This is a genomic window from Sphingobium sp. LB126 (assembly GCF_002795205.1).
GTDB classification, from domain to species: Bacteria; Pseudomonadota; Alphaproteobacteria; order Sphingomonadales; family Sphingomonadaceae; genus Sphingobium; species Sphingobium chungbukense.
Genome location: NZ_NETV01000001.1, coordinates 1,837,147 through 1,862,979 on the forward strand (window position 1 = coordinate 1,837,147; position 25,833 = coordinate 1,862,979).

The 25,833-nt window shown below is 66.2% G+C and carries 22 protein-coding genes; 12 read left to right on the forward strand and 10 right to left on the reverse strand.

Features of this window, described 5'->3' with window-relative positions; all coding sequences use genetic code 11:
* Positions 1 to 183: 183 nt before the first annotated feature.
* From CAF53_RS08995 to CAF53_RS09015, 5 genes are all read right to left on the reverse strand, one after another.
* Positions 184 to 1,476 carry a HAMP domain-containing sensor histidine kinase gene (locus CAF53_RS08995; RefSeq protein WP_046762632.1) on the reverse strand — a complete coding sequence of 431 codons (1,293 nt, stop codon included), beginning with the start codon at positions 1,474 to 1,476 and terminating at the stop codon, positions 184 to 186.
* Positions 1,477 to 1,555: 79 nt separating this feature from the next.
* Positions 1,556 to 2,254 carry a response regulator transcription factor gene (locus CAF53_RS09000; RefSeq protein ID WP_046762352.1) on the reverse strand — a complete coding sequence of 233 codons (699 nt, stop codon included), beginning with the start codon at positions 2,252 to 2,254 and terminating at the stop codon, positions 1,556 to 1,558.
* Entirely contained in the window at positions 2,251 to 2,667 is a 417-nt protein-coding gene (locus tag CAF53_RS09005; RefSeq protein ID WP_046762353.1) for a PDZ domain-containing protein, read from the reverse strand. Before CAF53_RS09005 ends, CAF53_RS09000 begins: the two co-directional genes overlap by 4 nt.
* 72 nt (positions 2,668 to 2,739) lie before the next feature.
* A complete protein-coding gene (locus CAF53_RS09010; RefSeq protein WP_100237904.1) occupies positions 2,740 to 3,018 on the reverse strand; it encodes a hypothetical protein in 279 nt (92 codons plus the stop codon).
* Positions 3,019 to 3,124: 106 nt separating this feature from the next.
* Entirely contained in the window at positions 3,125 to 6,469 is a 3,345-nt protein-coding gene (locus CAF53_RS09015) for a glycosyltransferase (protein ID WP_100237905.1), read from the reverse strand.
* Positions 6,470 to 6,950: 481 nt separating this feature from the next.
* Here CAF53_RS09015 and CAF53_RS09020 point away from each other — a divergent pair, with 481 nt between their 5' ends.
* Positions 6,951 to 7,544: a nitroreductase family protein gene (locus CAF53_RS09020; RefSeq protein ID WP_100237906.1), complete on the forward strand. Its 594-nt coding sequence runs from the start codon at positions 6,951 to 6,953 to the stop codon at positions 7,542 to 7,544.
* Between the two features lie 35 nt (positions 7,545 to 7,579).
* Here the strand turns inward: CAF53_RS09020 and CAF53_RS09025 are convergent, their stop codons facing one another.
* Genes CAF53_RS09025 through CAF53_RS09035 form a run of 3 tightly spaced genes read right to left on the reverse strand, consistent with a single transcriptional unit; the run spans position 7,580 to position 10,080 of the window.
* Entirely contained in the window at positions 7,580 to 8,299 is a 720-nt protein-coding gene (locus CAF53_RS09025) for an anti-sigma factor (protein ID WP_100237907.1), read from the reverse strand.
* Positions 8,292 to 8,816, reverse strand: a complete 525-nt coding sequence (locus CAF53_RS09030) for a sigma-70 family RNA polymerase sigma factor (protein WP_052757293.1) — start codon at positions 8,814 to 8,816, stop codon at positions 8,292 to 8,294. Before CAF53_RS09030 ends, CAF53_RS09025 begins: the two co-directional genes overlap by 8 nt.
* A 7-nt stretch (positions 8,817 to 8,823) precedes the next feature.
* Positions 8,824 to 10,080 carry a glycosyltransferase family 1 protein gene (locus CAF53_RS09035; RefSeq protein WP_046762358.1) on the reverse strand — a complete coding sequence of 419 codons (1,257 nt, stop codon included), beginning with the start codon at positions 10,078 to 10,080 and terminating at the stop codon, positions 8,824 to 8,826.
* A 103-nt stretch (positions 10,081 to 10,183) separates the two neighbouring features.
* Between CAF53_RS09035 and CAF53_RS09040 the strand changes: the two genes are divergently transcribed.
* Genes CAF53_RS09040 through mprF form a run of 4 tightly spaced genes read left to right on the forward strand, consistent with a single transcriptional unit; the run spans position 10,184 to position 15,506 of the window.
* A complete protein-coding gene (locus CAF53_RS09040) occupies positions 10,184 to 10,933 on the forward strand; it encodes an AcvB/VirJ family lysyl-phosphatidylglycerol hydrolase (protein WP_046762359.1) in 750 nt (249 codons plus the stop codon).
* Positions 10,934 to 10,993: 60 nt separating this feature from the next.
* Entirely contained in the window at positions 10,994 to 11,404 is a 411-nt protein-coding gene (locus CAF53_RS09045; protein ID WP_232307442.1) for a DUF2147 domain-containing protein, read from the forward strand.
* 11 nt (positions 11,405 to 11,415) lie between these two features.
* On the forward strand, positions 11,416 to 12,861 hold the full coding sequence (locus CAF53_RS09050; protein ID WP_242443410.1) for an AcvB/VirJ family lysyl-phosphatidylglycerol hydrolase: 1,446 nt from the start codon (positions 11,416 to 11,418) through the stop codon (positions 12,859 to 12,861).
* The gene (gene mprF / locus CAF53_RS09055) at positions 12,858 to 15,506 is read left to right on the forward strand and encodes a bifunctional lysylphosphatidylglycerol flippase/synthetase MprF (RefSeq protein WP_242443411.1); all 2,649 of its coding nucleotides are present in this window, start codon (positions 12,858 to 12,860) and stop codon (positions 15,504 to 15,506) included. The genes CAF53_RS09050 and mprF overlap by 4 nt, the downstream gene beginning before the upstream one ends.
* A 141-nt stretch (positions 15,507 to 15,647) precedes the next feature.
* Here the strand turns inward: mprF and rpoZ are convergent, their stop codons facing one another.
* Entirely contained in the window at positions 15,648 to 15,992 is a 345-nt protein-coding gene (gene rpoZ, locus CAF53_RS09060; protein WP_007688625.1) for a DNA-directed RNA polymerase subunit omega, read from the reverse strand.
* A gap of 120 nt (positions 15,993 to 16,112) precedes the next feature.
* Between rpoZ and CAF53_RS09065 the strand changes: the two genes are divergently transcribed.
* Positions 16,113 to 17,315, forward strand: coding sequence for a phosphatidylserine/phosphatidylglycerophosphate/cardiolipin synthase family protein (locus CAF53_RS09065; RefSeq protein ID WP_100237908.1), 1,203 nt, complete (start codon positions 16,113 to 16,115; stop codon positions 17,313 to 17,315).
* A 253-nt stretch (positions 17,316 to 17,568) separates the two neighbouring features.
* On the opposite strand, the gene CAF53_RS09070 is transcribed toward CAF53_RS09065, so the two are convergent.
* On the reverse strand, positions 17,569 to 18,660 hold the full coding sequence (locus CAF53_RS09070; protein ID WP_157801241.1) for an FAD-dependent oxidoreductase: 1,092 nt from the start codon (positions 18,658 to 18,660) through the stop codon (positions 17,569 to 17,571).
* Positions 18,661 to 19,056: 396 nt separating this feature from the next.
* On the opposite strand from CAF53_RS09070, the gene CAF53_RS09075 reads away from it, so the two are divergent.
* From CAF53_RS09075 to CAF53_RS09100, 6 genes are all read left to right on the forward strand, one after another.
* A complete protein-coding gene (locus CAF53_RS09075; protein WP_197707385.1) occupies positions 19,057 to 19,671 on the forward strand; it encodes an NAD(P)H-dependent oxidoreductase in 615 nt (204 codons plus the stop codon).
* 273 nt (positions 19,672 to 19,944) lie between these two features.
* The gene (locus CAF53_RS09080) at positions 19,945 to 20,559 is read left to right on the forward strand and encodes a VOC family protein (protein WP_157801243.1); all 615 of its coding nucleotides are present in this window, start codon (positions 19,945 to 19,947) and stop codon (positions 20,557 to 20,559) included.
* A gap of 3 nt (positions 20,560 to 20,562) precedes the next feature.
* A complete protein-coding gene (locus CAF53_RS09085) occupies positions 20,563 to 22,473 on the forward strand; it encodes an alpha/beta hydrolase domain-containing protein (protein WP_100237911.1) in 1,911 nt (636 codons plus the stop codon).
* Positions 22,474 to 22,498: 25 nt separating this feature from the next.
* A complete protein-coding gene (locus tag CAF53_RS09090; protein WP_100237912.1) occupies positions 22,499 to 23,488 on the forward strand; it encodes a fumarylacetoacetate hydrolase family protein in 990 nt (329 codons plus the stop codon).
* Between the two features lie 52 nt (positions 23,489 to 23,540).
* Positions 23,541 to 24,671: an NADH oxidase gene (locus tag CAF53_RS09095; protein WP_100237913.1), complete on the forward strand. Its 1,131-nt coding sequence runs from the start codon at positions 23,541 to 23,543 to the stop codon at positions 24,669 to 24,671.
* Positions 24,672 to 24,753: 82 nt separating this feature from the next.
* Positions 24,754 to 25,662, forward strand: coding sequence for an SDR family NAD(P)-dependent oxidoreductase (locus CAF53_RS09100; protein ID WP_100237914.1), 909 nt, complete (start codon positions 24,754 to 24,756; stop codon positions 25,660 to 25,662).
* Positions 25,663 to 25,833: the final 171 nt, after the last annotated feature.

A 25,833-nucleotide genomic window follows, 5' to 3' on the forward strand; every position in this document is an offset into this window, starting at 1 on the left:
AGGCAACGATTGTCTTCCCGGGCGGCGGTCGGATGAACTGCACGCTTCAGGCCGTCGTCCGGGATGCGCTTTTCCGCCTGCGCCCTCATTTCATGGCCCGGTCAACCGCGCCGGAAGCTGCCGTGCCGATCGCGTCGCCAGGGCCAAGTCCAGGCGGTCATGAAAGCAACCGCGGTTCCGCTATCAGGGGCGCCGCAAGATCAGCAGGACCCGCAGGCCGGGGCCGTTGTCCGCGAGTGTCACGGTGCCATGGTGCAGCCGCGCCACCGCCTCCACCAGAGACAGGCCCAGTCCCGATCCGGGCTTGCCGCGCGCCGGATCGAGCCGGCCGAAGCGCTTGAGCGCGGCATGATGGCTCTCCTCCGCAATGCCGGGGCCGTTGTCCGCGACACAGATCAGCAGATGGCCGTCCTCCAGCGCGGCGCTGAGATCGATGCTGTCGCCGCCTTCCGCATAATAAAGTGCATTCTCGATGAGATTGGCGAGCGACTGGCTCACCAGTTCGCGGTGCAAGGGGAAGATCAGCGATTCCGGCGCGGAAATGCTGAGGGCGAAACCGCTATCCTCGATCAGCGGGCCATAGACCTCTCCCACGTCGCGCAGCAGGTCGCCGACATTGGTGTCGCGTCGCTGATCGCCGCCGAACCCCGCCTCGGTCCGGCTGATGAGCAGCGCCGTGGTCAACATGGAGCGCAGTGTCTGCGCCTCGTGATGCACCTTTTCCAGCGCATCGAGCGCGGTGTCATCGCGCGTCTGGGCGCTGGCCTGTTCGACGACGGAGATCAGTCGCGTCACCGGCGATTTAAGGTCGTGCGCCAGCCCGTCGGTCATCATCCGGAGCTGCGTCACCAGCGCATCGATCCGCTCCAGCATGGCGTTGATCGATGTCCCTAACCGGTCGAACGCATCCCCGCTGCCATCGGTCGGCACCCGCCGGTCGAGCGCGCCCACCGCGACCTCATTGGCGGTCCGTGCAATATCCGACACCTGCCGTGCCAGGATGCGGCCCAGCATGATGGCGATGCCCAGCGCCAGCACTAGGCTGATGACGAAGGCGACGCTCAACGCCTCTTCATAGATGCGCGCAAGTTGCAGGCTGTTCGAAATGACCATGCCGGTCAGCAACAATTCGCCCCCTTTGAGCCGAAGGGCGATCACCCCGATCGGCTCCGGCTCCTCCCGGCCGATGCGGTAGAGCGACATGATCCGCCAGTGTCCATCGGCGGGCAGGCTGGCCGGCCAGGCGCCCAGATTGCCGCTGATCGGGCGTCCTTGCGCATCGGTGAGGAGCAGGACCGCGCGCTCCCCCTCGATACTGCGGAAACGGCGGGCGATCTCCGTCCGCAGCGCCGCCTTGCCGCCGCTGCGATAAAGAGCGAGCAGGTCGTCGCGCGCATCCTCCACCGCCTGCTGGTCGGCGGCGACGACGGTGCGCTGACTTGCCTGTTGGACGAAGAGTAATACGCCGCCTGTCACCAGGAATTGGCAGAGAAAGGCGAGGCCGACGAAACGCCCGATGGTCGAGCGGGCAAAGCCGAACCAGCGGCGCAATCCCTCAATTGTCCGGGCCAAGCCGATATCCCATGCCCCGCACGGTATGCAGCAGGGGCTTGGAGCCGCCCGCTTCGCCGCCTTCGTCCAGCTTGCGGCGCAGGCGGCTGACATGGACGTCGATGACGTTCGTGCCGGGATCGAAATGATAATCCCACACGCCTTCGAGCAGCATGGTGCGCGTCACCACCTGGTCGGGATGGCGCAGGAAGAATTCGAGCAGGCGGAATTCGCGCGGTTGCAGGTCGATGGTCCGGTTGCCCCGCTTCACCCGGCGGGAGAGCAGGTCCATCTCCAGATCCTCATGGCGCAGATGGGTGACGACCGCGCTGCCTCCGCCGCTCCGGCGCAGCAGCAACTGCACGCGGGCCAGCAGTTCGGCAAAGGCGAACGGCTTCACCAGATAATCGTCGGCGCCGTTGGTCAGCCCCTCCACCCGGTCCTCCGGCGTGCCGAGGGCGGACAGGATGATGACCGGCGTCTCTATCCCCGCCGCGCGCAGGGCCTTCAGCATCGCCATGCCGTCCATGGCGGGCATCATCCGGTCGAGGATGATCGCGCCATAGCTGCCGTCGCTCGCCAGGAACAGGCCGTCGCGGCCGTTATCCGCCTGATCGACGGTGAAGCCTGCCTCGCCCATGCCCTTGGCGACATAGGCGGCGGTGGCCGCATCATCCTCCACCACCAATATCTTGTGGCTCATCGTCCCCCTTCCGGCCGGTCCAGCATCACCACGCGCATCCGATCCGCATGTCTCAGCCCCAGCGCAATTTTCGGCTGGGGATGGTGTAACAGATAGGCGCTGGCCTGATCCAGTGAACTGATCGGTGTGCCGTTGAGGCTGACCACCCCGTCACCGACGCTGATGCCCAGCCGCGCGGCCTGGCCGTCGGATTCCATGCTGGTGACGATGACGCCGGGACGCCCGCCCGCCGCCATCCCGTCCATCAGGGTCACGCCGGGGAGCGAGCGGGCCTTGGCCGCGGCCGCCTCCAGATGGCCGTCGGTGGCGCGACGCAGATGCAGGAAGAAGGCAAGGCTCATCAACAGTGCGCACAGGGCGAGGCCGGCCAGCAGCAGGCCGGTCGCATGATTGTCGATCGAGCGCTTCGCCATCGGTCTCACTCCCCGCGCATCACGTACCGGGAAAGGATGTCGGGAGCCCATCCTTTCCCGGCCGGGTCGGTTTCAGGAGGGTTTCGGTTCGGGCCTGGCCTTCATCCCGTGATGGGCGGCATGGCCCATGTGATGGGGCCGGTGGCGCGCCGCCATCCGGTGGTGATGCGCGGCCATCTTGTGATGGGGCCGCATGGCGTCGTGATGGCCCGTGCCGTGCGACGAGCCCATGCATTCGTCCGTCACGCTCTTGGAACAGGGCGGGTAGGATTTGGGCGCGCTGGGTGCGGGCTGCGCCATGGCGGCGGTGCCCCAACCCAGGGCGACGAGAGGGAAGATCAGATATTTCATGGATCATCTCCTTCACTTTCCGGTGGCGGAAAGCCGGGATTGCCGGTCTTTCCGTCGCCGCAGAAAGGATGATGCGCATCGGGGGCCAAGTCATGTTAAGCTTTGTTCATGCCCCGGACGGAATAAGCGGCTTGTCCTGGGCCGCCACGGCGACCCGGCCGCTGCGTTCCAGCTTGCCCCAACCCACGACCCAGCCGCCAATGGCAGAGGCGATGGCGCGCACCACCACCCAATACATGATCTGGCGATAGACGAAGCGCTGCGCCACCAGCAGGTGCGGCGGATAGCCTATGTCGCGATCGTCAAGCCTGTAGGCGACCCAGCCGCAGGCAATGTCGATGCCGGTGAAGGCCAGCCAGTAGAGGCCCATCATCCACACATCGTTGCTGGTCTGTGCCCAGCCATGCTGGTGTACGCGCACGATGGTGCCGACGATCGAGGTGATCAGCGCGAAGTCGATCAGTGGGGAGATCGCCGCGAACAGGATCTGGAACAGCCAGGCCTGCGGCATGCCGACCAGGGCAAGGCCGGTGGGACGCCGCTCACGCAGGATACGGCGATGCTTCCACAGGCATTGCAATGTGCCGAAGGCCCAGCGATAGCGCTGCTTGGCGAGTGCCTTGAAGCTTTCGGGCGCTTCGGTCCAGGCGACGGCTTCGGGATCGTAGGTGACGCGCCAACCCGCGCGCTGGATCGCGATGGTGAGGTCCTGATCCTCCGCCAGCGTATTTTCGGGATAGCCGCCCACCGCGTCCAGCGCCGCCCGCCGCCAGGCGCCGACCGCACCCGGCACGACCGTCATGGCGTCGAACCCGGCCAGCGCGCGGCGTTCCAGATTCTGCGCCGTGATATATTCGACCGCCTGCCAGCGGGTGACGAGATTGACCCGGTTGCCCACGCGCGCATCGCCCGCGACCGCGCCAATGGCAGGGTCCGCGAACCAGCGGGCGAGGCGGCGGATCGTCTGCGGTTCGAACTGGGTGTCGGCATCCAGCGCGATCACGATCTCGCCATGGGCCTGCGCCAGTGCGCGGTTGAGCGCGGCCGCCTTGCCGCCGTTCTGGAGCGTCAGCAGCGTGACGCGTGGGTCGTCGGCAAAGGCGTGCTGGACGATGGCGCTGGTTTCGTCCTTCGACCCGTCATCCGCGACGATCAGTTGCAGCGCGGGATAGTCGCTCGCCAGCACGCGGCGTACCGATGCCTCGATCACCCGCGCTTCATTATAGGCGGGGATGATGACGGAGACGGTCGGCTGATGCTCCGGCGGCACGATCCGTTCGCGCCGTTCCTGGAACCAGGCGAGCAAGGTCATCAGCACCGCGCGGGCGAGGCCCAGCGAAATGGCGAGGTAGAAGATCCATCCAAGCAGCGCGGAAAGCACGGCCAGCACCACGAATACGCCGACATCGACCCGCACCGCCAGCAGGTCGCTGGACTTGACCGGCGGCATGGCGGCCTGTCGGGGCAGCCCGGCAAGTTGCGATACCGGCACGAAGCTGTAGCCTTCGGCCCGCAACTGCGTGATGATGCGCGGCAGGGCCTCCACCGTCTGCGCCCGGTCGCCGCCGCCATCGTGCAGCAGGATGATGTTCTCCGACCGATCGTCGGACACGTCATGCACCTGGTCCATCACCTGGGAGACGATGGCGTCGGTGCCGGGGCGTTGCCAGTCATTGGGGTCGACGTGCAGGCCGACGACGGTATAGCCCAATCTCTGTGCCGCCAGCGCCGGCCCGAGTTCGTCCGCCGTGGTCGGCTCCGCATCCCCGAAATAGGGCGCACGGAACAGGCGCATGCCATGGCCGGTATAGGCCTGTACCAGCCGTTGCGTCGCATTGAGTTGCAAGCGCGTCGCGTCGTCCGACCAGGTGGCGAGATTGGGATGGTCGTAGGTATGGTTGCCGATCTCATCCCCGTCCGCGACGATCCGTTGGAGCAGGCCGGGATGTTCCAGCGCATTTTCCCCGATCACGAAGAAGGTCGCAGGGGCGTGCATCCGTTCCAGCACCTTGAGGATTTTCGGCGTCCATGTCGGGTCCGGCCCATCGTCGAAGGTCAGGGCAAGCATCTTGGGATGCTGGCCGCCGGTGCGTTGCACCTGATAGGGGGTCGGCAGGGTGCCGTAGCTTTCCCGCTCTATGCTGTTCTGCGGGCCGAAGACGATGGTGCGCCTGCCCTCGGTCGGGGTGGCGGTGATCCGCAATATTTCACCCGACCCCTCGACGTCGGTGTTGAGCGTGCTCGCCATGCGGCTGAGATTGGGGCGACCGCCATTGCGCCAGGCGGTGAGATCGGCCCATACACCGGGGTCCTCGCTGCCGAGCCGCCACAGGGCCATGCTCTGGATGCCAAGGCGCTTGAGCACCAGCAACTCGTTCCAGGTGGCGGCGGCGTCCAGCATCCAGATCTGGTGGCGCTGCCCCGCCTCGTCATAGGCGAAGCCGGCATTGCCGCTGGCCATGTCGTAGATGGGGGGCGCATCGCTGTCATGCGCGGCGAGCCAGGCTTCGTCCAGCGACAGCGCGTCGGCGGTCCCACCGTCGCCGGTTCCATGCCAGTCATAGGCATAGCTGCCGAGGGCGACGACGATATGGTCGGCGCCGATCTCGCGCAGCGCGGTCTTCACTTGCCGCGTGAACCAGTCCTGCGCGGCGATCGGACCGGGTTGGCCGCTCTGCCAATGCTGGTCATAGGCCATCAGGATCACCCGGTCGGTGACATCCGCGAACCGGGCGAGCGGCCATCCTTCCTCGTCCACCGGCACGGTGACGGCCAGCTTGGCGCCCGCGGGCAGTTGCGCGCGCAGCAGGTGGAGGAAGTGCAGATAGGTGGGCATGGCGCTGCCGGGCAGGGATTCGAAGTCCATGACCAGTCCCGCCTCATGACGGCGGGCGACATAGGCAGCAAGTTGCTGGGCGAGCGCGCGGGATGCGACAGGGTCGCGGAGTACCCGTGCCGCGCCCGCGCCGTTCCAGCTTTCCGTTCCCAGATTCTGGACCATGGGCAGCACCTTGGGCGGGCGCGGCATGGCGGCGATCATCCGGTCGAACACCGGATCGCTGGCATAATGGATGGGCTGGCCGGGACCGGCCACATTGACGAGCGCCGGAACCACCCAGTCGAGCTGGCCGACATGGCGCCGCAGCGAGGCGATGCTGTTTTCGGTCCCCGGTACATAGAAGCCGATGTTGAGCGGCTTGGCCTGTCCATGGGTCTTTCCCCAGTGCGGTAGCCATTTGGCGATGTCGCGGCGCAGGGTCGAAATACCCGACAGGCGCGCGGCATGGGGCTGGGGCAGCGGAAGCGCGAGATCGCGTTCCGTCGGCACTGCGACCAACGTCGTGGCGAAGGCGATGGCGGCCAGCAATATGGCGAGCAAACCGCCCGCCAATATGCGCCGCGCCCAAAGCCCCCGGCGGCCGGTGGGATCGAAGAAAATCGGTCTGCTCATGACGTGCGGCTTGCCTGCTACCCCTGTAATCGGCTTGCCTTTACGCCGTGGCGGGTGCCGGGCCGATGATCCGTTCATGAATTATTGGTCATGATCGGAAACGGCGCTGCGTGCCCTTTTTGGGACAAGCTTTTCTCACCCGCCCTTCAGCAAAGCTTGAGCGAAAATTCTCTACCGCCATAATAGATAAGAGCCGTCTCGATTCGGCAGGGGAGAAAAGAGGATGTGGCGCGCGGCGATCGGTCGGCATTGGGGACGGTTAAGCGACGCCATGAAGCGTGAGCTGCTGCGCGAACCGGATCGTATCCTCCTGGACCGCGGACCCGATGCGGTGGCGCCGCCCAGGGACAAGGCGCCGACGAAGGCCTCCTACGAATTGAGCTGAAATAGCCGGGCGGCCTTGCGGTCGCCCTTGCGTCCTCCAATATCGCAACCGCCTTGCAGGGGGCGTGCCGCCCTTCACCAGTCTTTGGGAGATTCTATGTCAGTTGCTGCCCGTGCGGTTACGCGCGCCGTCGATCCGCTCTTTCTGGAACGCTGGTCGCCGCGCGCCTTCGATTTCTCGTCGATCCCGCAGGAGGATCTGGACACGATCTTCGACGCCGCGCGCTGGGCGCCCTCGGCGTTCAATTATCAGCCCTGGCGGTTCCTTTACGCTCATCGCGACGGCGCGGACTGGAACCGCTTCCTGGAGGTGCTGCTGCCCTTCAACCAGAGCTGGGCGCAGAATGCTTCGGTGTTGCTCTTCGTGCTGTCCGACACGCTGATGGCCGCCCCTGGATCGGACGATTTCAAACCCTCGCACAGCCACAGTTTCGATGCGGGCGCCGCCTGGGCCCTGATGGCGTTGCAGGCGACGCGGCTCGGCTATCACAGCCATGGCATGAGCGGCGTGGATTTCGACAAGGCACGGGTGGAACTGGCCGTGCCGGATCGTTACCGTATCGAGGCGGCCGTCGCGATCGGCCGCATCGCCGACAAGTCGATCTTGCCCGAAACGCTTCAGGCGCGTGAAATGCCCAGCGGTCGCAAGGATATTGCCGATTTTGCCTTCGCGGGCAATTTCAACGGCTGAAAGTCCGCCGGGCGGGCGCCCTATGGTCCCGCCCGTCAGATCCGCGCCAGTTCCTCCGCGGTGGCGTCCATCGTCCGCGGTTCCTGATCGCCGGTCAGCGCATAGGACATGTCGCCGCGCCGCCAATAGGCGACCGACTGCGCACCCTCACGCACGGCATCCGGCTCCTCGGGCGCATGGGTCTTCTCATGCACGGCGAAGATCGTCATCCTGCGCCCCTCGTCCGTGCGGACCGCCATCAGCAGCGCGGGCTCCTTGTCGGTCGGAAACAACTGCACGTCGGTGACATGCCAATCGTCCGGCAGCGTCGGCATGGCGATGCGGGTGTTGAGCGCGATTTCCCGGGCGTCGAACTTGGGGGTTTCGATCTGCGAGTTCATGTCGGCGCGCATCATCGCGATCCGGTGCGATGCCACCGCATAGCTGACATAAGCGGGCGGGCGGTCGATGCCGACGGCCCAGGCCGCAATGCCCGCGGCCAGGCCGCCGGTCACAAGCCCGGCGGGCATCAGCCGGCGCCAGCGGCTTCTTTGCGCGGGCACCAGCCGCTCCGCCTTTGCCATCATGTCGCCCGGAATCCGCCGCCGGTCATGGGTCAGCAGGCGGAGCGCGCTGCGCGTGCTGAGATCGCCCATGACCCGTGCCGCGAGCGCCGGCCGCCGCGAAAGATGGGTTTCGACCACGAAGCGGCGTTCCACATCCAGTTCGCCGTCGATATAGGCGTCGATTTCCACATCGGTCGGACGGTCAGTCATCACTTCCTCCTATCAGCCGGAGGCTGGCCGCCCCCTGCTGCCCCTGTTCCCTCTCCCGCAACGCTGCCCTGGCCCGCGACAGGCGCGACATCACCGTGCCGATCGGCACGGCCAGGGTTTCGGCCGCCTGCTGGTAGCTCAATCCTTCGATCGCGGTCAGATGCAGCACGGCGCGATGATGTTCGGGCAGGGCGGCGAATTGCCGCGCAATCTCGGCCAGGCGGGCATGTTCCTCCTGCCCCGGCTCCAACTGGTCGATCAGGGTTTCGGCAAAGCGGCTGTTGCGCCGGGATTCCGATGCTTCGCGCCGCTTTGCGGAAAAGAAGACATTGTGGACGATCGCCAGCAGCCAGCGGCGGCGGTTGCGGCCCTGTTGATAGGTTTCCTGCCGCTCTATGGCGCGCAGCAGTGCATCCTGCACGACATCGTCGGCGTCCGGGTCGTCACGGGTCAGCGAGCGGGCGTAGCGCCGCATCGCGGCCAGATCGTCCCTGATGTCCGGGCCTTCGTCCATCATGGGTGTCTCATGCGGCCTGTGCCTGGGCCGTGACAAGGGAAATTGCGGGAAAGGGGATGCGCAGGACGTGGGCGTAGCTGCGCACCACGTCCTCCAGCACGTCGTCCCATCGATGGCGCGCCGCCGTCTCTGCCGCGGCCGCCCCCAGGATCGCACGGCGGTGGGGCTGGCGGATCAGCGCGGCCGCCGCCGCCGCATAGGCCGCGGCATTCCTGGCCGGCACCAGCAGGCCGGTGCGGCCATCCTCGATCAGGGCGGATGCGCTGGGCACATCGGCGGAAATGACGGCAAGGCCAGATGCCATCGCCTCCAGATTGACATTGCCGAAGGCCTCCGTGACCGACGGGTTGATCAGCATGTCGGCACTGGCGACCGCGCGGCCCAGTGCCGCGCCCGTCAGATGGCCCATGAAGGTGGCGTTGGGCAGCCGCTGTGCCAGCCAGTTGCGTGCCGGCCCTTCGCCGATGATCAGCGGGCGCACCGCCAGTCCCTGCGCGCGTACCGCTTCGACGGCTTCGGCAAAGACGCCCAGCCCCTTTTCCAGCACCAGACGTCCGAAGAAGAGCGGCACCATGTCCTCTGCCGTATAGCCCAGCTGGGTGCGCAAGGCCGGATCGCGCAAGCCCGGCCGGAAACATGCGGGATCGATGCCGCGCCCCCATATGGCAGTGCGATCCGTCCCGAACCGTTCGCCCATCTCCCGCGCGATCGGCAGGGTAGGGCAGAGGATGGAGGCACAATCGCCGTAGAAGCGGTCGAGATAGCGGTCGACCGGTCCGCGCAGGAAGGAGAGGCGATAATAATCGAGATAGGTTTCGAAGCGCGTATGCAGGCTCGCGACTATGGGAATGCCCCGTGCCAGCGCATATTTCTGGGCCTGCCGCCCGAGCAGGTCGGGGGCGGAGAGATGAACGATGTCGGGTGCGAAGCCGTCGAAATCCTGCTGGGTGGCGCGCGGGAAGCCCAGCGCCACGCGATATTCCGGGCGTCCCGGAATGCTGATCGAGCGGACGGAGCGGATATCGCCTACCGACTCGAACGCCTTGCGCGGCGCGGTGGGGGAATAAATGCGCACCTCTGCCCGCACCTTGTCCAGCAGATAGGCCACGAGCCGGTTCAGCGCCTGGTTGGCACCGTCGCGCACGCAATCATAATTGCCCGAAAACAGCGCGACCCGCAGCGGACGGCGCAGGGCCGCATGCAGGGTGGCACGAGAGAGGGGCAGGCGCTGGGCTGAGTCAGGAAGGTCGGCTTCGTCGTTCATGACGTCTGTACGTGGCCCGGCCGTTCCTTATTCCCTCCTTAGCTTGGCGTTCAGGAAAAAGCCGGTAACGTCGGGCCGTGATCAAGCAACCGAGGCGGTGCGCATGCCGATTTCCCGACGCCGCAAATGGGGCCTGACGCTGGCGGCGATCGTCGCGCTGCTGGCGGGCGCGGCCGTCTATTGCCGGCATCTGGGCTATCCGGACGGTCCGCTGTTCACGCTCGTCCCGACACCTGCCGCGAATCGCGACGGCATGGTCGCGATCTTCCTGTCCGGCGACATGGGATTCAACGCAGGCATGGGACCGGTCATAGCGGGACATATGGCCCAGGGCGGCCTGCCGGTGGTGGGGGTCAATTCCCTGAGCGCCTTCGCCCGGCGCCGCACATCGGCCGAAACCGGCGCGCTGGTGGAGCGGGCGGTCCAGCGCGCGCTGGCCGAGCCGGGTGCACGGCGGCTGGTGCTGGTCGGCCAGTCCTTCGGCGCGAACATGCTGCTGGCGGGGGTGGAGGGATTGCCGCCGGAATTGCGGTCCCGGGTCGCGATGGTCGCGCTGATCGTACCTGCCGATACCATGTTGTTCCGTGCGACGCCGGGCGGCGTGTTCGACTTCACCGATGACGGCCCGGCCCGGCCCGCCGCGCGGCGGCTCGACTGGGCGCCGGTGCTGTGTATCCATGGGGTGGAGGAAAGCGGCAGCCTGTGCCGGGGCTGGCGCCAGCGCAATGTTCAGGTGGTGGGCCTGCCGGGCGGTCATTTCCTGCATGACGATTCGGCGCTGGTCGCCGCCACCGTGTTGCGCGCGGCGAACATTGCCAAAAGTTCAGGATATGCAGAGCGGCCCGCAATGTAGACGGGACTAGAAGGGGATGATCGTTTCCGGAGGGATTGTCCTATGGGGTTGGGGAGGCTTTTGGTCGTCAGCGTATGTCTGGCCTGCGCGACGCCCGCACTGGCGGCGAAGGTCCCGGCCGGACAGCCCGAGGGGCTGTGGCTTGGTCCCCACAACAATGTCGCGGTGCGCACCGGCCCCTGCGGCGACCGGCTGTGCGGCTGGGTCGTCTGGGCCGATCGCGAGGCGCAGTCGGATGCGCGCGACGGCGGCACGATGCGGCTGGTCGGCACCGAATTGCTGGAGGATTATCGCGCCGACGGCAAGGGGCAGTGGCGCGGCACCGTCTTCGTCCCCGACATGGGGCGCCGCTTCAGTTCGCAGATCAGCCAGCTTTCGCCCGAACAGATGCGGGTCAAGGGCTGCATATTGGGCGGCCTGATCTGCAAGTCGCAATTATGGACCCGGATCGACCGGGTGCCGGCGGGCTGACGGAGGCAATCATGAAACGGCTTCGTCGCGCGCGTTTGTGGCTGATCCCGGGCCTGCTGGCCGGGGCGGGCGTGTTGCTGTCGGCGTTGAACGCCATGAACCCGGCGCGGGCGGAACCCGATGCGGTGCCCGCCGCAATCGGCGGCATGGTGGGCGAGAGCGGCTACGACTTGCCGCCCATGGGGCATATCGCGGTCTATCGTCCCGCGGGCCTGCCGATCGGTGTGGTGCTGGCGCTGTCCGACAGCCGCGGCTGGGATCGGGGGAGTGGTGACTTCGCCCGCCGCCTCGCCGCGCGCGGGGCCATGGTGGCGGGCATTTCCACCCCGATATTCCTGAGGGCGCTGCAAGCCTCCAGGCGGTGCGTCAATCCCAATTACGGGATCATCGACCTGGCCCGCGACCTCCAGCATCGCTGGAAGCTGCCGATGTACAGCAAGCCGGTCCTGATCGGCCGGGGCGAGGGAGCGGCGCTGGCCTATGCCGCGCTCGCCACCGGCCCGAACGGCGCCTACAAGGCGGTGTTGTCGCAGGGTTTCGCCCCGGTGCTGAACGGCGCGCGGCCGTGGTGCAAGTCGGGCAGCCTGAAGCTCACGGGCTATGGCCGCCCCTATCGGGGCTTCGCCTTCGCACCCAGCCGCCAGCTTCCCTCGCCCTGGATCGTGCTCACCGACAGCGGGCGGCACCCGATGCGCCCGGCGGCCTTGCGGCGCTTCGTCGGCCGCACGGGCAGCGGGCGGCTGGTCACGGCGGCGGCCGGGCAGCGGGATGCGGCGCTGCTGGGACAGATCCAACCCTTCCTCGCGCCGCCGCCGGTCAGCGCCGATGCCGCGCTGCCGGTCGGCCTGCCGGTCACGGTCGTCACCGATCCGGCCGCCCCGCATAGCGACATGATGGCGGTCATCTATTCGGGCGACGGTGGCTGGGTGGGGCTGGACAAGGATGTGGCGGGGCAACTCGCCCATGCCGGGATTCCGGTCGTCGGCATGGACAGCCTCTCCTATTTCTGGAGCCGGCGCACGCCGCAGGGCGCCGCCGTCGACCTGTCCGCCATCATCCGTGGCTATTCGCAGCACTGGCGCCGGCCACGGGTGTTGCTCATCGGATATAGTTTCGGCGCGGACGTGCTGCCCTATATCGTCGGCAGCCTGCCCCCGCCGCTGCGCGCGAAGGTGGAGCGGTTGTCATTGCTCGGCCTCAGTTCGTCGGCCGATTTCCAGTTCCATCTGTCGAGCTGGTTCAACATGGACGGCAGCCCGCAATATCCGACCGTTCCCGCGATCGCGCGGCTGCGCGGGGTGCCGATCCTGTGCGTCAGGGGAACGCTGGAGAATGACAGCGCCTGTCCGTCCATTCCCCAGGGCCTGGCGGAGACTGTGGTGGTGCCGGGCGGCCATCATTTCGACCGCAATGCCCCCTTGCTGGTGAACCATATGCTCAAGGGGTTGAGGATATGATCCTGATGGATCGCATCCGGGCGTACCGGGCGCCGCTGACCCTTGGTATCATGCTGGTCGTGGCGGCATTGGGGCTGGTCGCCTTGCACGGCTTGCTGGCGGAGGTGCGGCTGAAGGATATCCGCCATGCGGTGCACATGATCGCGGGCTGGCGGTTGGGTGCGGCGCTGGCGCTGACGACGGCGAGCTATGTCGCGCTGACATTCTACGATTATGTCGCCTTGCGCATCGTCGGGCGGCCCTTGCCCTGGCGGACGGCGGCGCTGGCCTCCTTTTGCAGTTACACGCTCAGCCATAATCTGGGGCTTTCGCTGCTCACCGGCGGGTCGGCGCGCTACCGCATCTATACCGCCGCCGGGCTGGAGGGCGGGGACATCGCGCGCATCATCGCCTCGGCCGGATTGTCCTTCTGGGGCGGGGTGTTCATGCTGGCCGGGTTGTTGATGGCGGTCCATCCGGCGGACATCGCGCTGATGGGGATGACGCTGGACCCGGCGTTGCAGCGGTTGGCAGGCGTCGCGATCCTGCTGGCGGCGATCGCAGGGCTGGTTGCGGCGGGAAAGCAGGGTGGCACGCCGCGCCTGTTCGGCTGGACGCTGGCGCTGCCGACGCGGGGGCAGGCGCTGGCCCAGATCGGCGTCGCCTGCATCGATCTGGCCGCTGCCAGCGCCGCGTTGTTCGTCCTGGTGCCCGGTATTGCACCCGCCCTCTATCCCACCCTGTTCCTGGCCTATGCGCTGGCGATCATCGTCACGCTGGTCAGTCATGTCCCCGGTGGCCTTGGCATATTCGAGGCGGTGATCGTCGCCGCCCTGCCCGATGTCGATCGTCCCGCTTTGCTGGCCGCGCTGATCGCCTACCGGCTGATCTATTATCTCATTCCGCTGCTGCTGGGCGTGATCGCCATTGCCCTGCATGAGGGGAATAGCTGGCGCCATCCGGTCAGCCGCGTGCTGGACGGGGCGCAAGCCGCCGCGTCGGGCATGGCGCCGGTCATGCTGTCGCTGCTGGTGGCGGTGGGCGGGGTGATCCTACTGATTTCGGGCGCCCTGCCCGCGATCCAGCATCGCATGTTCATCGTCACCGGCTGGCTGCCGCTGACCTTTATCGAGGCGTCGCATTTCGCCGCGAGCATCATCGGCACGCTGCTGATCCTGCTGGCATCCGGCCTTTACCGCCGGCTGGACGCAGCCTTCTGGATGACGCGCAGCCTGTTGCTGGCGGGTGCGCTCTTCTCGCTCATCAAGGGCCTCGACTATGAGGAGGCGAGCGCGCTGCTCATCATCGCCGCGCTGCTGCAATGGACGCGTGGGGCCTTCTACCGCCGCACCAGCTTCACCGCCGAGGCGCTGACCCCGGCCTGGATAGCCACGTTGGCGGTCGCGGTCGGGCTGTCGATCTGGATCGGCTTCTTCGCCTATAAGCATGTCGATTATCAGAATGACATGTGGTGGCATTTCGGCCCGCATGCCAATGCCGCCCGCTTCCTGCGCGCGGGATTGGCGAGCGCGGTGCTGGCGGTCGGTGCCGCCTTCTGGCGCATGTTCCGTCCGGCCACGGCGCCGCGTCCGGCCGACCGGCCATCCGTCACCGCCAGCGGTGATGCCCTGGCATTGGCCGAACGGACCGACGCCTTCCTGGCGACCACCGGGGACAAGCTGTTCCTCACCTCCGACACCGGGCGGGCCTTCGTCATGTATCAGGTGCAGGGCCATAGTTGGATCGTGATGGGCGATCCCGTCGGGGATCGGGCGGAATGGCCCGACCTGCTGTGGCAATTGCGCGAAATGGCGGACGCCGAGCAAGGGCGGCTGCTGCTGTATCAACTCAGTCTCGATGCGTTGCCGCTGGCGATCGACCTGGGTTTCGCCATCGTCAAATATGGCGAAGAGGCGCGCGTCGACCTGCATCATTTCACGCTGGATGGGCCGGATGCCAAGCCGCTGCGCTATGCGGAGCGCCGCGCGATGCGGGAAGGCGCCACGTTCGAGATCGTGCCGGCGGGCAGGGTGCCGTTGCTGATGGAGGAGCTGAAATGCATCTCCGACGAATGGCTCGCCGCCAAGGGGCATGGCGAAAAGGCCTTCAGCGTCGGTCGTTTCGACCCGGCCTATATGGCGACCTGCGATTGCGCCATCGTGCGACAGGAAGGGCGGATCGTCGCCTTCGCCAATATCTGGGCGACGGCCAACCGCCGCGAACTGTCGGTCGACCTGATGCGCCATATGGCGGAAATGCCCTATGGCACGATGGATTTCCTGTTCATCCGCCTGATGCAATGGGGCCGCGAACAAGGTTATGACTGGTTCACCCTGGGCCTCGCGCCATTGTCGGGGATTGAGGCCCGGCGGCTCTCACCGCTCTGGGCCAAGGCAGGGGCCTTTTTCTTCCGCCATGGCGAGAGTTTCTACGGATTTGAAGGGCTGCGCGCCTATAAGGACAAATATGCGCCGCGCTGGGAACCGCGCTTCATTGCCGGGCCGCGAGGGATTTCGATGTCGCGCGCGATGATCGACCTGCAAAAGCTGGTGGGTGGCGGACCGGGAAGCGCGGCTGCGAAGACGCGGCGGCGCAGAGTGGCGTCGCTACCCGTGTCGGTTTCGGTCCTGGATGAGGTTGCGTTTGCCCCGGCTTCGGTATGTTGATGGGGGCGTGACGGCAATGGCCATGTCAGCCCATGGCCAAACCCAGCCACAGGTCATCCACCGAGAGACCCGGACATGTCGAGGCCCGGTCCTGCTTGCGCAGGCCGGGCCTCATTCCCTCTCCAAACTGGGCAGGACGGATCAGCCGTCGTAATCGCCGCCGATATTCTGGTTGCGCGGCGGGGCGGCGGCGGTCAGGCGCAGGGCCTCCGCCGACTGGGCGATCGAACCGATTTCGTCGGGTGTGTCGTCGTCGTCGATCTGCACCTTCTGTAGCGAGGCGACGAGCGAATCGTGCAAATCCACGGGCAGGACGGTTTCTTCCGCGATCTCGCGCAGGGCAACGACCGGATTCTTGTCGCGGTCGCGGTCCAGGGTCAGCTCGGCACCGCCCGAAATTTCACGGGCGCGCTGTGCGGCAAGCAGAACGAGGTCAAAACGGTTGGTAACCTTGTCGACGCAATCTTCGACGGTAACGCGGGCCAAACGGGCGCTCCTGAACCAAGAGAAATCGTGAAATGCGCGCCTAACAGTGCCGGCCTCAAGAGTCAATGAAAAGCCCATAAAGTCGTGGCCAGCCGCCCAGAATGCGGGCATGAACGGAATATGGCGAGCATCCAGCAGGCAGAGCCGGGTCATGGCGAGGGGCAGATCAGCCTCTCGCTGCACGCCAACCGCCTCCGCGTGATCGAGGCGGGCCCCGGGCTGCGCCAGGCGTTGGTCGACCTGATCGACGGCGCGCAGGAGAGCCTCAGGCTCTATTATTATATCTTCGCCGCGGACGGCAGCGGGCAACTCATCCTCGACCGGCTGATCGCGGCGCGGGCGCGGGGGGTGTCGGTCACGCTGATGATCGACGCTTTCGGATCGGGAACGACGCCGCTTGCCTTCTTCGATCCGCTGGTGGCGGCGGGGGGGCATTTCGGTCGCTTTGGCGCACGGCGCTCTATGCGCTATCTGATCCGCAACCATCAGAAACTGGCGATTGCCGATGACCGGCGGCTGTTGATGGGCGGCTTCAATGTCGAGGACGGCTATTTCGGGATTCCGGCGGAAGATTGCTGGCACGATCTGGGCCTGCTGGTCGAAGGGCCGCAGGTGCAGGCGATGACGAGCTGGTATGGCCAGCTCTGGCGCTGGGTGTCGACCCGAAAGCAGCGCTTCCGCACGCTGCGACGCATGGTCCGCAACTGGCACAATCCTCTTCATGTCGTACCGGACGAACCGATGCGCTGGGTCATCGGTGGACCGACGCGGCGGCTCAGCCCGTGGGCGCAACTGGTCAAACATGATCTGGAACGGGCGCGGCGGCTGGACATGGTGGCGGCCTATTTCTCGCCGGGCCGGGGGATGTTGAAACGCCTGGCTATTGCCGCACGGCAAAAGGGATCGCGGCTGGTCCTGCCGTCCAGGTCCGATAACGGCGCGACCGTCGCAGCCGCCCGGCTGCTTTATGGTCCGCTGCTCAAGCGGGGCGTGGAAATATGGGAATATCAACCCTGCAAGCTGCACATGAAGCTGATCGTGGTCGATGACGCGGTCTATATCGGATCGGCCAATTTCGACATGCGCAGCCTGTTCCTCAATCTGGAGGTCATGCTGCGGGTGGAGGATGCGGGCTTCGCCGAGGCGATGCGTGCCTTCATCGACCGGCGGGTCACGGAAAGCCGGCAGGTCACGCTGGGGACGCATCATGCCCAGCGCAGTCTGCCCGCCTTGATCAAACAGTGGATCAGCTATTTTCTGGTCGGCGTGCTGGATTACACGGTGACGCGCCGCCTCAACTTCCGCGACCCGGACGCCGACTGACGATTTCCGAAGGTCGTTGCCCAGCCACGCGCGCCCTGTCGTTATTCGGATCGCCGCCGACGTTGATGCCGACGGCGGGGGCGAACAGGCGGTTGGCGTCGGCGATCTTGTACGCTTTCGGCCGCGGCTTGCCGGTGCCGGACAGGAAGGCGATGAGCGCCGTGCTTAGGCCCTGCTGTGCAGGACCGAAGCCGGCAAAGATGCTCGGTCGGGCGCGCGTGGCCCTCGCGATCGGTCCTGGCGTGGTAGGCTGTTATGCTTTGCCGTCACGGTCGGCAAGCCCGAGCGATCGAACGGCTCTTTCGGCAAAAAGATGCCGTCCTTTGATGAGTGAAGTGATCCGGGGACCGGCGACGATGCCAAGGGGGAGAAGGGATGCGCCCTTGTCGCGGCCGAGCGGCACGATGATCGGCGGCTGTTTCCACCCCTTATAGGCTGATCTTGGCGGCGCCGTTTCCTTGGCTATCGCCCGCAACCGCTTCAGGAGATACGGCACCTGTCGTTCAAGCGCCGCGACAGTCATCGCTTCGCCCGTACCGGCGGCATCGCCGAGCGACCAGACGCCGGGAAGTCCCGCGACGGAAAGGTTGCTGTCCACGACGATGCGGTGACGGTCCAGATGGACTTTGGACTCGGCGAGAAAGTGGGTGGCCGGTGAAGCGCCCATGACGGGGAAAACCAGGTCGGCGTCCAGGTCCGATTGATCGTCCAGTTTCACGGATGCAGGTCCGAACGGCGCCGCATGAGCGATAAGGTCGAGCGCACGCTTTCCGAGCAGGACATGAATGCCCATTTGCGTCATCTGCCGTTCCAGCGAGCGGCCGAGACGATCGCCATAGTCGGGCAGGAGCCGGTCGGAGCCTGCGATCAGCGTAACCGATTTGTCGGGAAAAGCGGTGATGATTTCCCCGGCAAGTTCGATGCCGACGGGACCGCCGCCGATGATCGCGACGGATCGTGCCGTGCGCAGCCTGGCGTGTGCGTCGTGGACGCCGGCGACGAGCGCCGCCGCGGAATCGCCTCCTTTGAACGGGGTTGGATAGGTCGAGCCGATCGCCAGAACGATCTGGTCCGCGACAAGCTCGCCGCCGTCGCGGAGCGACACGGCGCCCGAACGCACGCCTACCGCGGTATCGCGCACCACCTGACCACGGCGAAGCAGTCGATCATAAGGCAGCAATATCCGACCAAGCCAGGACGGGTCGACGACCGCCCGCATCAGCGCGATATTATGGACAAATTGGTCGCGTTGTTCGACGAGCGTGACGTCCATGACTTCGTCAAGCTCGCGCGCAAGGCGGATTCCGCCATAACCGCCGCCCACGATGACCAGTTTCTTCGACATTGACTCTCCGACTTTCCGTTTCGGTTGGAAACCGGATGTGTATCTGAGGCGAGAGGACGCGCAAGACGGCACTTCCAGGTGACTCACTTCCCTCCAGGTACCTTGCCTGGCCGACCGCCTTCGCCCGTTGGCACCTATTCCGATTTTCATGCCCCATGCCTCGCCCCGTGCCGGAGAGTGGCGCGACGCTCTGGCGCGGCAATCTGTTCACGCGCCCGCAGTATCTATTTTAATTCTACGCTAGAAATACACCTCGGATTACCGGAACAGCGACGCGCTTATCTGTTTCCGTATTAAAAACGCGGGTGCACCAAAGGTATCATCGGTGTGCCTCCTTCAAGAAATACCGAATAATGCCTACAGGATCGGTGTTGAGGACTTTGGATGTTTCGGGGCATGATAATTCTACACATGGACAGTAGCATGGCGGGCGAGGCTTCCATTTCTCGGCAGCTTTCGTCGCAGGTCGTCGACCGGCTCACCACGCTTCAGCCGCAGGCACAGGTCATTTATCGGGATTTGGTCGCCAACCCCCTGGCGCACCTCACTCGCGCCATATTGCCCAGTTCTCATCCGATCGCGCCGCCCGTCGACAGTTTGCAGGGTGAGGATCTGGCGGCACGCGCCGCCAGCGACGAGGTCTTGCAGGAGTTTCTGCGCGCGGACGCCATCGTTATAGGCGTGCCGATGTATAATTTGACGATCCCGTCCCAGCTAAGGGCCTGGATCGACCGCGTCATCGTTCCGGGTACCACCCTGGGATACTCTGCCGAAGGGCCGGTGGGGATGATCAAGGACAAGCGCGCGATCCTCGCCATTTCTCAGGGCGGCGCGTATAGCCACCCTCAGGCGTCCCACCGGGAGTTCGTTCAGAGCTATATGACAAGCGTGCTGAACCTCATCGGCCTCGACGAGGTGGAAGTCGTTCTTGCGGAGGGCCTCTCCATCAGTCCGGACATCCGAAGCGAAGCCATTGACGCCGCCCGCGCCAAGGTCGAGGCGCTCGCTTGATCCGCTTCGGTTCGACCGAGAGAAATGCCTTTTCGCCGCGGCCCGCCGCATGCGCGTCCGTGCGACATCGGCGGTGTCACCACCAAGTCCAACGCCGATCGATTAGTTACATCCATGTGCCTATGTATAGATATTGTGCGGTCTTGTGGGATGGATGACCTGGCATATATCGTCGCTGCAACAAGTATAGCCAAATACAGCTTCGGCATAAGATTTGCGTTACCGGCGCGTGTCGTTGTCTTTCACGATATTCGGCATTCTTAGGAGGAAATGATGTCTGTAGAAGTCCAGCCGCGAGCGGTCAGTCCTCACAAGCTCGCCCATGTCGTGCTGAACACTCGCGACAATTTCACGGCGATGATGGATTGGTATCAGACCGTCCTCAATGCCCGCCGGATCGGCGAATATGCCGTCGGTCCAGGCAATATGGGGCTGCTCACATATGATGAGGAGCATCACCGCATCGCCATCGTTTCCGGGCCGCACTATCAGCCCGCGGGCGAAGGACCACGCGTGGGGCTGGAGCATATCGCCTTCACCTACAGCGACGCCGCCGATCTGCTGCACACCTATGCGCGGCTGAAGCAGCAGGACGCGATCGAGCCGACCATTTCGGTGAACCACGGCCCGACCACGTCGCTCTACTATCGCGATCCCGAAGGCAATCGGGTCGAGCTGCTGGTCGACAACCTCGGCATGGAAGAGGCGATCCAGTTCGCGCATGACGTGTTCGACGTCAACGCGATCGGCACGCTCTACGACCCGCAGGCGGCCTATGACGCGCTGATCGCGGGCGCCGATCCCGCGACGCTGAGCGTCTGCCCCGATGTGTCCGAGGTGCGGCCGCCGGACCCGGCATTCCTGGCGATTCTGGCGACGGCGGGCTGATCCATGACCGTGGAAAAGCTGGAGTTCGCTACCGAGCCGTTTCGCGATGGCCATGTCTTCGGCGACACGGGTGCGTTCGAACGGATCTTCGGCGAGGCGCTGTTCGCGGTGGATCCGAAAGCCGCGAATCTTGCGGAGATCACCGACCTTGGCCTCGTGCCGCCCGACGCGGACGGGAAGGTCCGCTTCTCGGCGAATTTCGAGGTGGTGCGCCCGGCCGACCCCGCCAAGCGGAACGGCCGCGCCTGGCTCGACCTGCCGAACCGGGGCGGCGCGCGGGTGCTGCGCAACACCAACCGCGAGGTGCCGTCCGGCGTCGCGCTGGGGCAGGACGCCACGCTCGACGGCTGGATCCTGCAACAGGGCTATGCGCTGATCGCCTGCGGCTGGCAGCATGACGTGCCCCAGCGGCCCGGACTGTTCGGCGCGAGCCTGCCCGAAGCGCTGGAGGATGGCGAGCGGATCACGGGCCTCGTCATTTCCCATCTTCAGGCGTTCAGGCCGGCGGCGGTCCTGCCGCTCGGCCATATGGGGCACAAGCCCTATGAGGTCGTCCCCGGCGCGCCCGCCACCCTCTACCGGATCGACCATATGGGGGCCCCCAAGGTGAAGATCCCGCCCGAGCAATGGCATTTCGCCAATGCGGCGGGCGAGGCGGTCGAGCGCGGCGCGGACCATGTCGCGCTGGCAGGCGGATTTCCGCCGGGGCCGCAATATGAACTGGCCTATCGCGGGGTCGGGGCGGTGCCGACCGCGCTGGGCCTTGTGGGCGTGCGCGATTTCCTGTCCTTCCTGCGCTTTGCCGGATCGACGGACAATAATCCGTGCGCCGGGGACTTTGCGCAGGTCTATGCGTTCGGCGGATCGCAGCCGGCAGGCGTGCTGCGGCTGATGGCCGAACTGGACCTGTTCCGCGACGATGCGGGCCGCCCGGTGCTGGAGGGCTATATCGCGCATGGCGGCTCGACCTGGAAGAGCGACGCCAACTGGCGTTTCGGCCAGCCGTCCGCCGTTGGGCTGACGACGCCGGCCTTCGTGCCGCCGTTCGACACGCGGGCCGTGCCCGGCCGCTACCTGCCCAAGGCGATCTACACGCAGGGCGGGCCGGATTACTGGGATGGCGCGGCGGCGCTGTGCCATGTCGATGTGGAGGGGAAGCGCGACCTGCCCGAAGTCGAGCAGGTGCGGCATTTCTATCTGGCCGGGATGCCGCATGTGCGCGGCGCGATCGGCGACCTGCTGGGGCCGGGATTCCTGGTCAACAAGGAGAATGACCTCGATTTCGGTCCCTTCCTGCGGGCGGCGGTGGTCAATCTCGACCGCTGGGTGCGCGAGGGCGAGCCGTTCCCGGCGAGCCGGGTGCCGCGCCTGTCGGACGGAACGCTGGTCCCGAGGGACAGGGTGCTGGAGAAGGTGGCTGCGGCGACCGGCGCGCCGATGCCGCCGGACCTTTCGACCATCGCGCCGCTCGACTTTGGGCCGCGCATGGGCCAGCGGATCGTCGATCGGGAGCCGGTCGTGGGCACGCCCTACCCCTCGCTGGTGTCGGACGTGGATGCGGACGGCAACGACATCGCCGGGGTGCTGCATCCCGAAATGTCCGTGCCGCTCGGCACCTATCTGCCGTGGAACCTGCGGGGCGACACGAGCGGCGCGGCGGGGCGGAGCGCCTTCCTGATGGCGTCGATCCTGCCCTTCGCGGTGACGGAGCCGAAGCCGGGCGACCGGCGGCGGCCGGTCGAGGCGCGCTATGCGTCGCGGGCGGCGTATCTGGACGCGGTGCGCAAGGCTGCCGCCGCGTTGGTACGCGACCGGCTGCTGCTGCCCGACGACGAAGACCTCGTCGTCGATGCGGCGGCGGAACGGTGGGATGCGTTCTGCGCGGCTGCGCTCGAACCCGCCGCCATCGCCTGACGACCATGGGAAAGGATATGTTGCGATGAAGCTCGCCACGGTTGCGGGCCACCCGGCTCCGCGCGTCTGCGCCGTCTTCCCGGAGACGGGCGAGATTCTCGATCTTCAGGCGGCGCACCGCGCGGCGACGGGAGAGGCGGCGCCCGCGTTCGCGTCGATGCAGGATTTGATCGCCGCAGGTGCGCCCGGCCTGAACCTTGCGCGGGAGATGGCGGAGCGCGGCGCCGCGAGGGAGGCGCTGGCGTCGGTCAGGCTGCTTGCCCCGGTGCCCGAGCCGATCCAGATGCGCGACGGGCTGCTGTTCGAAAAACATTGCCTCCAGGCCTTCGCCAAGGCGCGCGAACTGCGGGCTTCGCGCGCGGCGGATCCGGCGGCGGAGATGGCGGACATGGAAGCGCGCGGCATCCTGCGCGTGCCCGACGAGTTCTACAGCTTCCCGCTCTATTACAAGCAGAACCGCTTTTCGGTGTCGGGGCCGGAGGAGGACGTGATCTGGCCGGCCTATTCGCAGGTCATGGATTATGAACTGGAATTCGCCGTGTTCATCGGCACGACCGGGATCGACATTCCGCGCGAGGCCGCGCGCAGCCACATCTTCGGCTATACCATCTTCAACGACTTCAGCGCCCGCGACGCGCAGGTCGCCGAAGCGGGAGGGGGCCTCGGCCCCGCCAAGGGCAAGGATTTCAAGGGCGCCAACGCCATCGGCCCGTGGATCGTCACGGCGGACGAGATTGGCGACCCCTATGATCTGAACATGGTCGTGCGCGTCAACGGCGAGGAGCGCGGACGCGGCCATACCGGCGCGATGCACTGGCGGTTCGAGGATCTGATCGCGTGGGTGAGCGACGGCGAGGAACTGCGCGCCGGGGAGTTCCTCGGATCGGGGACGGTCGGCAATGGCTGCGGCCTCGAATTTCTGCGCTTCCTTGAGCATGGCGACGTGGTCGAACTGGAAGTCGAGAAGATCGGCGTGCTGCGCAACCGGGTGCTGCGGCCCGAACGAATGGCCTGAGGACGGCTGGGCGCGCGCCGCGCCAAGCCGAACGACGCATGGAGACGATGAAATGACGAATGAGATTCCCGCCGAGGGCCTGCAACTTCGCACGCTCATCTCCAGCGACGGGCAGTTGCGCGTGCGGCTGGCGCGGGTGCCGGTCGAGGCGCCGGGGCCTGACGAAGTGCTGATCCGGGTCGAGGCCACGCCCATCAACCCGTCGGACCAGGGCGGTCTGGTCGGCGCGGCGGACCATTCGACGCTGAAGGTCGAGGACGGCTTCCTGACCGGCCGGGTTCCGCCGATGATGCTCCAACTCTTCAAGAACCGGCTCGACGAGGAGTTTCTGAGCGGGAATGAGGGCGCGGGCGTGGTGATCGCCGCCGGGGATAATGCCAGGGCGCTGCTGGGCCGCACCGTCGCCCTGCTCGGCGGGTCCATGTATGCGCAATATCGGCTGGCCAAGGCGTCGGAGGTGCTCCTGTTGCCGGAAGGCACCACCCCCGCGCAGGGCGCTTCCGCCTTCATCAACCCGCTGACTGTGCTCGGCATGGTGGAGACCATGAAGCGCGAGGGGCACAAGGCGCTGGTGCATACCGCCGCGGCATCCAATGTCGGCCAGATGCTCCAGCGGCTCTGCCTTGCCGAAGGGATTCCGCTGGTCAATATCGTGCGCAACCAGAAGCAGGCGCAGATCCTCAGGGACATCGGCGCGACCCATGTGCTCGATTCGACGGACGCCGCCTTCACCGCCGACCTGCATGCCGCACTGGCCGAAACCGGAGCGACGCTGGCCTTCGATGCGGTCGCGGGCGGGCCGCTGGCCTACCAGATCCTTCTCGGCATGGAAGCGGCGCTGCGGCAGAAGGATGCGGGCTCCGGCGTCTACGGCTCGGCGGTGCACAAGCAGGTCTATGTCTACGGCATTCTGAACCCCGGCCCCATCGACATCATGGCCCATGGCGCGGGCATGGCCTGGGGCGTGGGAGGGTGGCTGCTGTTCAACTTCCTCGCGCGGATCGGGCCGGACGCGACGCAGGCCCTGCGCGAGCGGGTGGCGCGGGACATCAGGACGATCTTCGCCAGCCACTATACCGAGGAGATCAGCCTGGCGGATGCGCTGAAGCCGGAAATCCTGCTGCGCTCCATCGCGCACAACACCGGGTCGAAATTCCTCATCGCGCCGCAGAAGGGCCTGTGATCCGGGCGGGCATGGCGCGACATGCCGCTTTCCAAATGGGCGCGGATGGTCATTATCGGGATGAATATGGGAGCAGAATGGCATGAGTGAACGTCGCTTCGACGGCCGGGTGGCGGTCATCACCGGGGCTGGCCGGGGGCTGGGCCGCGCCTATGCCGAACTGCTGGCGAGCAAGGGTGCCAAGGTCGTCGTCAACGACAATGGCGCGGCGCTGGGCGGCGAGGGCGGCGATGCCGGCCCGGCGGCGGACGTCGTCGCGGCGATCAAGGCTGCGGGCGGGGAGGCGGTCGCCTGCACCGACAGCGTCGCCACGCCAGAGGGCGGCAAGGCGATCGTCGAGGCGGCGATGGACAGTTTCGGTCGGATCGACATACTGATCCACAATGCGGGCAATCTGCTGTTCGCGCCGATCGCCGAGATGAATTATGAGGATTTCCGCAGGAGCCTCGACATCCATCTGATCGGCGGCTTCCATGTCGCCCAGCCCGCCTTCGCGCGGATGCAGGCCGCCGGCTATGGCCGCATCGTGCTGACCGGGTCGATCGGCGGCATCTATTCGGTGCCGAACAGCGTGCAATATGCGGTGTCCAAATCGGGCATCATCGGCCTCAGCAACGCGCTGGCGGTCGAGGGGGCCGCGCATAATATCCGGTCGAACATCATCCTGCCCGGCGCGGCGACGCGCATGGCGGGCGCCGTGGAAGCGACCGGGCTGCCGCCGATGGGACCGGAGATGGTGGCGCCGGTGGTCGGCTTCCTCGCGCATGAAGATTGCGAGGTGACGGGCGAGCTTTACATCTCGATCGCCGGGCGCGTGGCGCGGGGCTTCTTCGCCGAGAGTCAGGGCATCTACCGGCCGAGCTGGACCATCGACGAGGTCGCGGACAATCTCGACGCCATCCGCGATCCAAGCGAACAGTGGAGCTTCCCCCTGATCGGCGGGTTCGAGGGGCATATGGGCCATAGCTTCGCCATGGTGCAGAAGGGCTGAGGCCGGACGTGGAAAAGCCCTTCGACTTCGGCGAAGGGCTTTTTCGTTTGGGTTCCGGCATGAGTGGGCGGAGGGCGGATCGGTGCATCGCCGCCGGCTTGCGTCTTTGGCCAATGGCCGCCCTGCCGCGCCGCCAAGCTTCCTGCGCGCCAGGGCTCGGATGGCATCCCC

Coding starts and splice junctions, on each gene's coding strand:
- CAF53_RS09000 (WP_046762352.1), bottom strand. CDS start 2,254: ATGAGCCACAAGATATTGGTGGTGGAGGATGATGCGGCCACCGCCGCC.
- CAF53_RS09005 (WP_046762353.1), bottom strand. CDS start 2,667: ATGGCGAAGCGCTCGATCGACAATCATGCGACCGGCCTGCTGCTGGCC.
- CAF53_RS09010 (WP_100237904.1), bottom strand. CDS start 3,018: ATGAAATATCTGATCTTCCCTCTCGTCGCCCTGGGTTGGGGCACCGCC.
- CAF53_RS09015 (WP_100237905.1), bottom strand. CDS start 6,469: ATGAGCAGACCGATTTTCTTCGATCCCACCGGCCGCCGGGGGCTTTGG.
- CAF53_RS09020 (WP_100237906.1), top strand. CDS start 6,951: ATGTCAGTTGCTGCCCGTGCGGTTACGCGCGCCGTCGATCCGCTCTTT.
- CAF53_RS09025 (WP_100237907.1), bottom strand. CDS start 8,299: ATGACTGACCGTCCGACCGATGTGGAAATCGACGCCTATATCGACGGC.
- CAF53_RS09030 (WP_052757293.1), bottom strand. CDS start 8,816: ATGATGGACGAAGGCCCGGACATCAGGGACGATCTGGCCGCGATGCGG.
- CAF53_RS09035 (WP_046762358.1), bottom strand. CDS start 10,080: ATGAACGACGAAGCCGACCTTCCTGACTCAGCCCAGCGCCTGCCCCTC.
- CAF53_RS09040 (WP_046762359.1), top strand. CDS start 10,184: ATGCCGATTTCCCGACGCCGCAAATGGGGCCTGACGCTGGCGGCGATC.
- CAF53_RS09050 (WP_242443410.1), top strand. CDS start 11,416: ATGAAACGGCTTCGTCGCGCGCGTTTGTGGCTGATCCCGGGCCTGCTG.
- mprF (WP_242443411.1), top strand. CDS start 12,858: ATGATCCTGATGGATCGCATCCGGGCGTACCGGGCGCCGCTGACCCTT.
- CAF53_RS09065 (WP_100237908.1), top strand. CDS start 16,113: ATGGCGAGCATCCAGCAGGCAGAGCCGGGTCATGGCGAGGGGCAGATC.
- CAF53_RS09070 (WP_157801241.1), bottom strand. CDS start 18,660: ATGTCGAAGAAACTGGTCATCGTGGGCGGCGGTTATGGCGGAATCCGC.
- CAF53_RS09075 (WP_197707385.1), top strand. CDS start 19,057: ATGATAATTCTACACATGGACAGTAGCATGGCGGGCGAGGCTTCCATT.
- CAF53_RS09080 (WP_157801243.1), top strand. CDS start 19,945: ATGTCTGTAGAAGTCCAGCCGCGAGCGGTCAGTCCTCACAAGCTCGCC.
- CAF53_RS09085 (WP_100237911.1), top strand. CDS start 20,563: ATGACCGTGGAAAAGCTGGAGTTCGCTACCGAGCCGTTTCGCGATGGC.
- CAF53_RS09090 (WP_100237912.1), top strand. CDS start 22,499: ATGAAGCTCGCCACGGTTGCGGGCCACCCGGCTCCGCGCGTCTGCGCC.
- CAF53_RS09095 (WP_100237913.1), top strand. CDS start 23,541: ATGACGAATGAGATTCCCGCCGAGGGCCTGCAACTTCGCACGCTCATC.
- CAF53_RS09100 (WP_100237914.1), top strand. CDS start 24,754: ATGAGTGAACGTCGCTTCGACGGCCGGGTGGCGGTCATCACCGGGGCT.